Annotated in this window: 6 protein-coding genes; 2 read left to right on the forward strand and 4 right to left on the reverse strand. The window is 43.8% G+C overall.

The features are described 5' to 3' along the window. Nucleotides 1-532: 532 nt before the first annotated feature. From BUE31_RS15760 to BUE31_RS15770, 3 genes are read right to left on the reverse strand one after another with little or no spacing between them, the layout of a single operon-like run. The gene (locus BUE31_RS15760) at nucleotides 533-1657 is read right to left on the reverse strand and encodes an efflux RND transporter periplasmic adaptor subunit (RefSeq protein ID WP_073404753.1); all 1125 of its coding nucleotides are present in this window, start codon (nucleotides 1655-1657) and stop codon (nucleotides 533-535) included. Beyond that, nucleotides 1647-4895 carry an efflux RND transporter permease subunit gene (locus BUE31_RS15765; RefSeq protein WP_073404754.1) on the reverse strand — a complete coding sequence of 1083 codons (3249 nt, stop codon included), beginning with the start codon at nucleotides 4893-4895 and terminating at the stop codon, nucleotides 1647-1649. Before BUE31_RS15765 ends, BUE31_RS15760 begins: the two co-directional genes overlap by 11 nt. A gap of 15 nt (nucleotides 4896-4910) precedes the next feature. Next, nucleotides 4911-6311 carry a TolC family protein gene (locus BUE31_RS15770; protein ID WP_073404755.1) on the reverse strand — a complete coding sequence of 467 codons (1401 nt, stop codon included), beginning with the start codon at nucleotides 6309-6311 and terminating at the stop codon, nucleotides 4911-4913. 88 nt (nucleotides 6312-6399) lie between these two features. Here BUE31_RS15770 and BUE31_RS15775 point away from each other — a divergent pair, with 88 nt between their 5' ends. Next, on the forward strand, nucleotides 6400-7437 hold the full coding sequence (locus BUE31_RS15775) for a LysR family transcriptional regulator (protein ID WP_073404756.1): 1038 nt from the start codon (nucleotides 6400-6402) through the stop codon (nucleotides 7435-7437). 350 nt (nucleotides 7438-7787) lie between these two features. Here BUE31_RS15775 and BUE31_RS15780 read toward each other — a convergent pair whose 3' ends face one another. Next, a complete protein-coding gene (locus tag BUE31_RS15780) occupies nucleotides 7788-10553 on the reverse strand; it encodes a M36 family metallopeptidase (protein ID WP_159440698.1) in 2766 nt (921 codons plus the stop codon). A 578-nt stretch (nucleotides 10554-11131) separates the two neighbouring features. On the opposite strand from BUE31_RS15780, the gene BUE31_RS15785 reads away from it, so the two are divergent. Continuing rightward, nucleotides 11132-12358, forward strand: a complete 1227-nt coding sequence (locus BUE31_RS15785; RefSeq protein ID WP_073404758.1) for a glycosyl hydrolase family 8 — start codon at nucleotides 11132-11134, stop codon at nucleotides 12356-12358. The last annotated feature ends 44 nt before the right edge of the window (nucleotides 12359-12402 follow it).

Below are 12402 nucleotides of genomic sequence, written 5' to 3' on the forward strand. Positions count from 1 at the left end.
GGTTAGACCCTTTCAGGGTCAGGACAAATATTTTTTAAGTGAATTTATAAACCTGAAAGGCTTTAATCCATCAGCACAGTTTGAATCCTCAATTATCACGATGGGCGTTGCCCATCGCTAATGGGTTAGCCCCTTTCAGGGTCAGGACAAATATTTTTCAAGTGAATTTATAAGCCTGAAAGGCTTTAATCCATCAGCACAGGGCACCGCCCTGTGCGAAAACGGAAGGCAGTTACGTTTTTTTCCAGGACGAGACAAAAGAGATAATTTCAAATAGTTTGATTATCAGCTATTTGCAGATTCACTAAAAGTAAATCAACTGATAATGAGGGTGTTTCACAGCGTTCCACCCGTTCCGTGTGCAAAAATGAAACGCCAACCACGAGTTACCGGAGGAGGTACTGGGGTTTGTCATTGCGAGCGCAGCGTGGCAATCGCACGCTATACACAACCGCAGTGCAAGTTCTATACCTTCCTGTTCGCCCTGTATAGCATGCGATTGCTTCGTACCTCGCAATGACAAAAGGAATGTTTAATACTTCACCGTCGAGCCATCCCTTATCTCGTCTGATGCTTGTTTAACTACTTGGTCACCGGGTTTAATATCACCGTAAACTTCAACTTTATCTGCGGTTTCAATGCCTTTTTTAACACTTACCCATACGGCTTTATGGTTAACCACCTTTATTACAAAAACTTTTTCTGTTGATGTTGCCACTGCTGTTTTTGGTAATATAATCGTGCTGTCGCGTGTTGGCAGGGGAACATTTACGTCGGCATACATGTGCGGCAACAACTTTTTATCTTTGTTGTAAACGTCCATTTCCAAGCGTTCTGAACGTAATTTTTCATCAAGGGCACCAGCAAGACGCTGGATCTTTGCCGTAAATTTCTGACTCCCCAATGCCTGAACCGTAAAGGTCACTTCGTTTTTATTGGTTAAACCACCTGTAGAGTTTTCTGGCACGGAAACTACCAGGCGCAGCCTTTTCTGATCCTGCAAAACAAACAATGGATCAGTTCCCTTGCCACCCGGACCAACATAAGCACCCAAATTAACATTACGGGCGGTTATTACACCATCAAACGGCGCTCGGATCTCTAAATAAGCAACACTTGCCCCTACTTCCTTATAGGCTGATTTTGCAGCCTCAACATTTGCCAGATCGGAGTTCTTTTTGGCCTCGGCTTGTTCCAGATCGTTTTGCGAAACAGTACCGGGAGTTTTGCTGGTGCTTAACAACCTGTCGTAAGTTGCTTTGCTGGCAAAATAAATGGCCTGCTGCTGCTGGATGCGTGATTGTGCACCTGCCAACTGCGAGTTGATCTCAGGAGCTTCCAAAGTTGCCAATAACTGGCCCTGGTGAACTTCTGATCCAATATCAACCAATAGTTTTTTCACATAACTGTTCACCTTTGCATAAAGGTCAACCTGCTGGTAAGGCAATAGCTCGCCGGGAACCGCAATGGATGAGCTTAGCTTACCCTTTTCCACCGGGACCAAAGTAACAGTTGGCGTTTCAACAGCATCGGTTTGCGCTACAGTTTGCGCCTGTTCCTCCTGCTGTTTTTTATCGGGGCCGCATGAGCTTAGTAAGCCTGCGGATATAAATAACGCCATTATGGCAATTAGGGATCTATTTTTTTTAGTGTTCATGGTGATGCAAAGGGACATAAAATTTACTTTCTTTATCTTCAGGGTCTAACGAAACAGAATCAGTTGTGGTATTGCCTTGTACCCAGGCAAATACAAGCGGTAATATTAACAGGGCTGCAAAGGTTGATGCAAACAAGCCACCAATAACCGCACGGCCAAGCGGCGACGTTTGATCACCACCCTCACCCAGGCCTGATGCCATTGGGATCATACCTACTATCATGGCCAAACTGGTCATTAATATGGGGCGCACACGCAATGCAACAGCTTCGCGGGCAGATTGTAGTGCATTGCCATTGTGCTTTCTCAGCTCCTCGGCATTAGTAACCAATAGTACTGCATTTGAAATAGATACACCTACTGACATGATCATCCCCATATACGATTGCAGGTTAAGCGTTGCGCCGGTTATTTTCACCAGCAGCAAGGAGCCAAACAGAACTGCCGGCACCGTTGATAATACAACTAACGATACTTTAAACGACTGGAAGTTGGCTGCCAGCATTAAAAAGATAACTAAAATAGCTACCAGCAAGCCTGTTTGTAAGCTGTCCAGAGTCTCAGTTAATGTCTGGCTCATCCCGCGCAGCTCAACAGTTAAACCCCGTGGCAATTTACCTAATGATTTGATTGCTTTATTCACAGCATCTGTTGCGGTACCTAAATCTTTTTTATTGATGTTGGCAGTTACTGATAATGTTGGCACAGCGCCGATGTTATCATTTTCGCCGTAGGTAAACCCTTTTTTAATATCGGCAACGTCACCTAAAACAGGGCGCGGCTGGTTACTCAAAACCGGGATCTGGCGAATATCATCAATGCTTGCCATTTTATACTCCGGTACCTGTACCTGTACAAGGTAGCTTAAGTTAGGCTTTTCATCAATCCAGTTATTTTTCTCGGTAAACCGTGAAGAAGATGTTGACGCGGTTAACGTACGCGATATGTCATTAATGCTTACGCCCAACTCTGCTGCACGAACCCGGTTTATGTTAATATCAATTGTTGGATATTTGTATGATTGTGCAATTTGTACATCGCGTAAATAGTTTACCTCATTTAGCTTTTTTACAACTTTGTTGGCATACTCCACATTTTGCAGTTTATTTTTGCCGGTCAGCGCCACTTCAATAGGCGTTGGCGATCCCTGGCTTAAAATTTTATCGGTAAGCTCTATCGGCTCAAACGAGACCTTGATATCCGGCAGCTCCTTTTTCATAGCCGCCCTGAAACGTTCCTTCAAATCATCAAGGTTTTCTTTATAGCCTTCAACCAAACTTGCCTGTATAACGGCCTCCTGAGGGCCGGCCATAAACAGGTAGATAGGGTTTGTTGAAAATGATGAAGGATGCGAACCCACCATGGTTGATGTGATTTCTATATTTTGTTTGCCAACCAGGTTTTGCAGCACTTTTAATGCTTTAATGGTGCTTGCCTCTGTACGCTCAAGCCTTGTGCCGTCGGCCCCGCGTAAACGTACTTGGAACGTACCCGAATTAACTTTTGGCAAAACATCGTGCCCAATAACGCTAAATAGTAAAAATGCAAGTCCGAAGGCTACAATCACATAGGCGCTAACTATTAGCTTACTTTTAGGGAACATCCTGTCCATTAAAGCCAGGTAACGTATCCTGAACTTATCAAACCCGGTAAGTTTGTGGCCATTTTGCTTAGTGGCATTTTTAATAGCCAGTTCTTTTTGCTGCCATGGCTCACCTTCATCCTCTAATGCAAACCCATCGGCATGGCTTTTATCTTCGTGGGTGTTTATCATTACCCAGTTAGCCATAATCGGCACAAAGGTTTGGGCCAGCAAATAAGAAATAATCATTGAGAAACCAATAGCCAGTGATAATGGCAGGAACAATGCTCCGGGAATCCCCGTCATGGTAAACGCAGGAGCAAACACCGCCAGGATACAGAACAGGATCAGCAGCTTAGGAAAAGCGATTTCCTTACAGGCATCCCATATAGCAAGTGCCTTGGGTTTGCCCATATCAAAGTGCTGGTGAATATTCTCAATAGTTACCGTGGATTCATCAACCAGGATTCCGATAGCCAACGAAAGCCCGCTCAGCGTCATGATATTAATAGTTTGATGGAAAAGATACAGGAAGCCAACTGCCGAAATAACGCAGGTTGGGATAGTTAATATAACTATCAGCGCTCCTCTTCTATCACCCAAAAACAGCAACACCATTAACCCGGTAAGTACGGCTCCAATAGCGCCTTCTTCCGCTAAACTTTTTACGGCGTTTATTACATATACCGATTGATCAAAAACAAACGACAGCTTAACATCCGGCGGCAATAGGGCCTGGAACTTTGGCAATGCCTTTTTAAGGTTCTGAACCACATCCCAGGTTGATGCCGACGCTGCCTTGGTAATAGGCAGGTAAACTGATCGTTTGCCGTTTATTAAAGCGTAGCCGTTAGTAATATCTGCTCCATCTTCAACCGTGGCAACGTCATGCAGAAACACGGTTTGAATCCCATTTTTAAATAAAGGGATATTGCCAAAATCAGGAATTTTCTTGATGGTTGTATTTGAAGGTGTCAGATAATTCAGGTCGCCAATCCTTACGTTACCGGCCGGCGTGTTTTGGTTATTATCACGCAGTGCCTGTACAATCTGATCGGGCGTTAGGTTATGTGAACGAAGCAGCTCCGGATCAACCTTAATAACTACTGTACGCTGGTTACCACCAAACGGTGCCGGCGCAACAAGGCCAGGTACCGAGGTAAATGACGAACGCACATATACCAATGCAAAATCGAGCAGTTCGTTGTTTGACCGCGTGGGACTGCTCAGCACCAGCTGCCCTACCGGTAAGGTAGAGGCGTCAAACCTTAAAATAAATGGCGGCTGAGATCCTTGAGGGAATGCGGATTGCGCCCTGTTGGTATAACTCGTCACCTCCGCCGCGGCCTGGGCCATGTTAGTACCTTCGTAAAACGTTACTTTTATTAATGTTAAACCCTGGATGTTTTTAGTTTCGATACTTTTAACACCCGATACGAATAACAGCAAGTTAACGTATTGCTTGCCAAAATAAGCCTCCATTTGGTTTGGAGTAAAACCACCATAAGGGTGTGATACATAGATAACCGGTAAATTAAGGTCCGGAAAAATATCTATCTTAATACTTTTTACTGCATTTATACCAAAGAAAAGCAATCCTGCCACTATAACCAGTATGGTAATTGGTTTTTGCAGCGCACCTTTGATCATTCCCATTATTTGTTAGTTGTATTAAAAGTTATTTATAAAAATCCCAAAGTCGCCGGCTGCTGCAGCTTTAAACAATATGGCCTGCCAAACATTATTCTGGGCTATATCCCTGTCAACCTCGGCACGGTTAAGCACATACAGCGCTTGTGTAAAATCAACTATGTTTGATAATCCGTTTTTGTAAAGCGCGTATTTTTGATGATAAGCATCTGATGCCGCTTTCACTTCCTCGGGCACTTCGTTATAATTTTTGAGTGCGTTGCTGATGCGGGTTTCGGCAAGCGCCTGCTGCGCAATAAGCTGCTGACTAACCAAATCATACTCATCCTTAAATTGTGCTGATGTATATTTTTGCGATTTCACCTGGTAATGCACCCTTAACGGATTGGTAATGTTCCAGATCATCCCTATGCCAACCAGGTAATTGTAACGGGTTGGATCGGCTCCTGCGCCGTAGCTGCTGTTGTAATCATTTAAATTTGAGCCATAATCAGCTTTAAAGCCCGATCCCCTGCCCTGGTACGTACCAAAAAAGCTAAAAGTGGGGTAGCTGAAAGTGCTGTAATATTTAGCCAGCTCATTACTTACGTTTATACGGTTCTGGTAAAACTGCAGTAAGGGGTGATTTTCAGTAGTAATTGCTGACTGAGGATTGGCATTTGCAGGCGGTTTGGTTATAAAGGCACTATCAAGCAAAAAATCCTGGTGCGGAATACCAAGGTATACAGCCAGTTGGTTGCTTTGATCCTGCACCGTTTGCCTGCTGTTGGTAAGTGCAATCCTTGCATTTGATACTTCGGCATTTGCCTGTGATGAGTCAACGCCGGCATTCAGGCCGTTCTTTACCCGGGCAACAACCACTTTTTGCAGCTCGATAGCCCGTTGGAGGTTATCTTCTGATGCTTTGCTGAGCTGTTGTGCTGCCAGTAAATTTAAATAGGTGCTTGCCACCCTGATCTCGTGCTGAAACTGCTCCTGTACCAGGTCGGTTTCATCGCGCGATACAGATGATCGCTGTACCTTTACTTTCTCCCTTGCCTTGCCGAACGAGAAGAAATCCCAGCTTACGTTGGCTAAGTACAACGAGCCAAAGGCTGAATTCCAGTTTTGTTTTGCTAATGCCGGGCCTGATGACGCCACGCTAAAACCACGGTAACCATATAGCGGGCCATTTTGCCCGTTAGTAGTACCATAATCCTGCTGGGCTGAAAGATTTACATCAGGCAGCTGCTCTGTTTTGGTTTCTGTTAAGAATGCTTTTGAAGCATTAAGTTGATTTGCTTTTGCTTTAATGGTACCATAGTTTGCCAGTGCAAGTTGTTCGGCATCCTTAATGGTAAGTAGTTTTTGGCCTTGCGCCTTTGAAACAATTAAAACACTCAAAAAACCGAAGATGATATGTTTTGAAGAGGTGTTTAACATATGTGTAATTTTAACACTGCAAAAATATAATTCGGTTCTATATGAAAAAAATGAATTAATTTTGTGAGAATCATTAGTAAAAGTAATAATGAATATAGCACTGCATCATTTCCGCCTTATCGATACCATCTCAAAGGACGGTACTTTAACTAAAGCAGCCGGTACTTTGCGTTTAACACAGTCTGCTTTAAGCCATCAATTAAAGGAGCTGGAGCGCGAGCTGGACGTTGAAATATTTAGCCGACAGGGAAAAAGATTACATTTAACTGAACAAGGCTATCGCTTTTTGCGGAGCTCGGAGAAGATCTTAGCCGAAATAAAATCGCTGGAAGAAGACATCAATAATTACAAAAACGGCAGAACCGGGAACCTGAGCATCAGCATGCAATGCTATACTGCGTACCACTGGTTACCCGGCATTATTAAGTATTACAAAAAGCAATGGCCTGACATTAACATCCAGATAATGAGCGATGCAACCCGCAGGCCGCTGGAATTTTTGATGAACGGCGACCTCGATATCGGTATCATTCGTACCCAGATGGTGAACACCAGGATCCGTTATGAACCTATCTTTGAAGACAGGCTGGTAGCGGTTATCTGTAAGGATCATCCGCTTGCGAAAAAGGCCATTATCGAGATTGCAGACTTCCAGGGGGAAGAGTTGATATTACCCCTATACGACCCATCATACCAAGATACGCCGATCATAGAATCACTAATCCAATCGCAGCATGTAAAGCCAAAAACTTTGCATCGCATTCATTATACCGATGCTACGCTCGAAATGGTGAACGCAGGCCTTGGCATCACCGTTATGGCCGACTGGATTGTTGAACCTTACCTTGCTGGTCGCAATATTGTTACAAAACCACTGCACCATAGCGTTGCAAAACGGGCCTGGTTTGCCGCCACCTGTAAACAAACCCCGGCTATTCAAAACTTTTTGGAGTGTTTAAAGATGTATTTCTCGGGTGCTGATATGAATGTTGAGGAAGTTGAAAAGAAACAGATAATAAAGGAGCACGTAATTCAAAAGCAGGCAATAGTACCACCGGTTGCAAGATTTGGCCAGGAAGCTGTGGCCATTAATGCGGTGCAGGATATAAGGAATTATCAATATTAACAATATCAATTAGAGGAAAAGACTTACGAAGTTTCCAAAACTTCGTAAGTCTGGTTACATCTATTACCAAAGAAGATGTATTTAGTTCCATTCTTTATTTAACGTAAGTTCGACATAAGCAAACGGTCACCGCACCTCAACCCTTCTCCAACCGTGTTGAGGCGAAGCACAAATTTGTGTATCCACGCCGGCAAAGCGTTCCACTTTTGCACGTGGAACAGCCGGAACGCTGTGAAACATGCTGATTATCAGAAACTTCACTTTTTATCAGTGAATAAATAGTTATAAATGACTGATAATCAGATACTATAATATCAACCTTATATCGAACTCACGTTATTTAACTAATTTCAGGTAAAAGCAATACTATAATCGCCGCTGTTTACAGTATTGTGCGTACCTCCGGCAGGGCAAACTCCCGGTGATGCTCCAAAATGAAGCCCCTGGCATTTGTTGCACCATTTCCAGTTAGTTTGTGCCGGCGATCCCCAGGCGTTGAAAATAAGTTTGTAATCACCGCTGCCAGCCACATTATGTGCTCCACCGGCAGGGCATACACCCGCCGACCCGGCAAAATGAAGTCCCTGGCATTTGTTACACCATTTCCAATTGTTCTGTCCGGGGGCTGCTGCCCAATCATGAACCAGGTCGTAATTACCGCTTCCGGTATGGTCATGCTGGCCGCCGGCAGGGCATACACCCTGGGTAGCGCTGCCTCCAAAATACATGCCCTGGCATTTGTGACACCAGCGCCAGTTGTTTTGGCCAATAGTAAATTTAGCAACATTGCCGGTTAATTGTGTTCCGTTTGACGTAGCGGCAGGGCCCATGCCAAATTTGCAAAAGGCCATCCACATACCTTGCCAGGCGCCGTCATGCTGGTTGGTGTTGAGCCTGCCTGCGGCAACCATATGCTCAAGCGCCAAAAGAATTGCATCACGGGCGCTAAGGAAACTTGGATTTGCTGCCGTAAGTTTCTGCGCATCTATTACCAGTTGCACAGCAAGGTTCCTGTCTGTTTTTCGGTTCACCTCCATTAGTACAGCGCACCAGATCTCACCTACGTTATGCTCATCAACCGGTTGCCCGCTTGCGCCGGCTGCATACAAGCCGGTGCCAAGGCTGCCAAAATTATCCGGGAAACTCGAATCATATTTATGATGACGGATCCCTGCGGTATTATTAAGTAGCCAATCGCCCAATACTACCACATTATTAATGGTACATGCCATATAATCGCTCCAACCTTCATTCATACCGTTGCTTTGCGGCGCACCAAGTGAATTTGAATCAAGCGGGCCACCAATTAACCGACCGCTTATACCATGTGTAAATTCGTGAAAAACAACCGTTGAGTCAAAAGCTGTATGCCTGTTGGTTGGTGTAAACAAGCCCATATTCATGGTAGGGCTTGATCCATCGGGCGGAGAGCTCATATTAGCTGTACCGTTAACAGCACCCGGCCATGATATTGCATTCACAGGATCATTTTGAACGCCACCGCGCCCAAAATCACTTAGCTGGAAGTTTCCGTCGGCCTCCCTGAAACCAAGCAGGTACGAAAAATCGTGCATATAGCTGCAATAGTAAAATATATTCAGAATTTTCTGATCATCCCCGGTTTCCGAAGCCGGATTAAAGGTAAGTGTTCCGCCTACTGTTGTTCCGGTAAGAACAGCGTTGGTGCTTAAATGAGCTTTTGTTGCATTACCTGTGGTTTGATTTGTTGCTACCCAGGTATCCGGAAATACAGCAGGGATACTTGGCGGGTTATTAATTAAACTATAATCACCGCTTCCTGTTTGATCATGCGCACCTCCGGCGGCACAAACGCCCTGCGTTGCACTGCCCGCAAAGTAAAGGTTCTGGCACTTATGACACCAGCGCCACATGTGCTGCCCTGGCGAAAGCGGGGCCTGGTTTTGAATAGTATAGTTTCCGCTCCCTGTAATACTGTGGGTTCCGCCTGCAGGGCACACTCCTGCTGATCCGCCAAAATGAAGTGCCTGGCATTTATTGCACCAGCGCCAGTTACTTTGACCCGGATGATGTGCAGAATCATGTACCAACGAGTAATTGCCGCTGCCTGTATGACTATGACTTCCCCCTGCAGCACACACGCCCTGCGTACTGCCGCCAGAAAAATAAAGACTCTGACATTTATGGCACCAGCTCCAGTTGTTTTGTGCTACAGAAGGGATCTGCAAACCGTAATCATTAATTGGGCGCGGGAAAGGAGTCATGATCCTGCTGCCGGTTGTACCATTTACCTGGAAAACATTACCAACTGCGGCAACAAAGCTCATTACCTGGTGGCAATAAAGCATTTTGCCTTTTTCAGCATCTACTATGGTATTGTATTGTCCCTGGGATTCAGGCATGGTCAGGAAAACATTCCAGCCAAGTGTAACTTTATCGTCTTCAGGGAACCAAACCAGGCTTGCCTTAATCACATCGCCAAATGGCCCCGGATCAAGCACTGCCGATTGCTCGGGAGTATTGGTAAAGGCGGCGCGTACCTTCGGTTCAAAATTTGACAAGTCGACATGCGGTGGGATCAGGGGCTGACCAAACTGATCCTTTTGGTTTTTATCTTCATCATCCGGGCTTGAAACATACTTTGCAGCAGTAATAACAGCATCTTTAAGCGAAACGTTAGGCAACAGCAGTGTGTCGGCAGCTACAGACACCGTATTTCCTACCGTATCAATAAGGCTTTCATCGGGTGCAAACCGCACCATACTTGCCGCCTGGAAAACAGGGATCCCCTTATACCTTTGCTGTAAATTAACTGACACAGCACCACTTGATGTTTTTTGGGTAGACGGATCAGCAACATATTCTGCGGCCTGGGCTTGCTCTACCAATCCCATGGCGGGGGCAATACTTTGTACATGCGTTAATGCACGCTGTATAAAATTCCCTTTTTCTTTTGGAGCTTGCGTAGAAACAATATGCGAAGCATTACCCGTTGCTGCATCGAAGTTTTTAATTTCAACACGATGCTCCCCGGGAAGAGCGTCAGATACTTTTTGAGCCGCTGATACCAGCGTGGCTGATCTTTTAGTCGTAATCCGGCTCTTTTTGAAATTACGAACATCTAATTCTCTTCCCATAATTGATTTTTTTTTAGGCATTAATGATAAAGTCAATCATTACCTTTTGCAGGCATGATTTAAAGTTTTTTATATAATTTCTGAGCTATATTATTCCCATTTCGTTTTGCGAATAATTATTTAGCTATTACTAATTTTCAATACAAGTGAGGGATGGACGGTGTGAATGGATAATATGATTTAGGTTGACAGGTTTCAAAAGATCTATTACCTTGATTATCTATTTGGCTATCTTTTTATTTAGTGTTAATCTTATAAACCAAATGTAAATCAAAGGTTTGGGTAAAACGGCAGTGTAATCACCCATTTTTTAGGGTGTTTTTACGCATTATTTCAGGGTAGTTATACGCATAATAAATACTGAAAATCAGTTAATTACAAACAACAAGCAAGCTAATAGCCCACTATTGCAAGCCATTTAAAAAAGACCTGAAAGCACTGCATTTAAAAAACATACTTAATTATAATAAATAACAGGTTTATGAAGTTTTTAAACCAATGGTTGAAAGTTTCACATACTAAGCTGAATTTTTTCAGCATTATACTATTAGGAACAACTATATTTATAAACAAGTTAAATGAAACTTAGGCAACTTAAATTAATTACGCTCTTTCTCAGCTGTAGTATCCCGCTATTTGCCCGGCAAACTTTAAAGCCCTTTCCCCAACACGTTAACTACTTTCCCGGCTCCATCAAGCCAAATCATTTAACTCAAACCCAACTTGATAATACCGTAAAAACCTTTTATACCCAATGGAAAAAGCGGTTTATAAAGCACTCACCGGGTAAGGACGAAGATTTTGTTTGGTTTGAGAACAAGGATAAAAAACAATGCGTATCTGAAGGACAGGGATATGGGATGATCATAGTTGCGCTGATGGCCGGTTATGATGCTTCTGCCAAAGATATTTATGATAAGCTTTACAGGTATGTAAAAGCCCACCCAACCGGTAAAAGCAAAAACTTAATGGCATGGGCCCAATACAGCAATGGTAAAAGCACCGATAATACAGCGGCAACTGATGGCGATATGGATATTGCCTATTCATTATTACTGGCAGATAAACAATGGGGCAGTAAGGGTGAGATCAATTACCTTGCAGAAGCCAAAGCCAGGATCAATGCTATTATGCAATATGAGATCAATCATAAAACATGGACCGTTTTATTGAGTGATGGCGTGGAATCAGAGAGTAAAGATTATTTTGACACCCGCTCATCCGATTTTATGCCTTCGCATTTTAAAGCTTTTGAGCTGGCAACGCATGATAACAAGTGGGACAAGGTTGTTGATGCGGGATATAAGCTTTTTGCTGAGATACAGGCTAGGTATAGCCCGGAAGCAGGCCTTATCCCTGATTTTATAGTTAATCTCAACAAAAAACCCAAGCCTGCCCCGGCAAATTTTCTGGAATCGCCATACGACGGCTATTACAACTACAACGCCTGCCGCGATCCCTGGCGTTTAGCCACCGATTATTTATTAACCGGTGATAAACGTTCAAAACAAATAGTAGCTAAAATAAACCGCTGGATCAGGAGTACTACCAATAACGATACTTACAACCTGTCTGCAGGCTACACATTAGCCGGGAACGATATTAAACACCGCTATTTTGAAGCGCTAAGCTTTGTTGCACCTTTTGCAGTATCAGCCATGGTTGATAGAAAAAATCAAACGTGGTTAAACAAGGTTTGGGATTACCTGGTTGCTTTTAAGCTGAAGGACTATGATTATTACGATAACAGCATAAAGATGATGGATTTGATAATTGTATCGGGGAATTATTGGGAGGTGAGGTAAGGCGAAAGCTGAAAGGTAAAAGCTAAAAGGCTGAAATAGTTTAC

Source organism: Mucilaginibacter sp. OK098 (assembly GCF_900142915.1).
Classification (GTDB): domain Bacteria; phylum Bacteroidota; class Bacteroidia; order Sphingobacteriales; family Sphingobacteriaceae; genus Mucilaginibacter.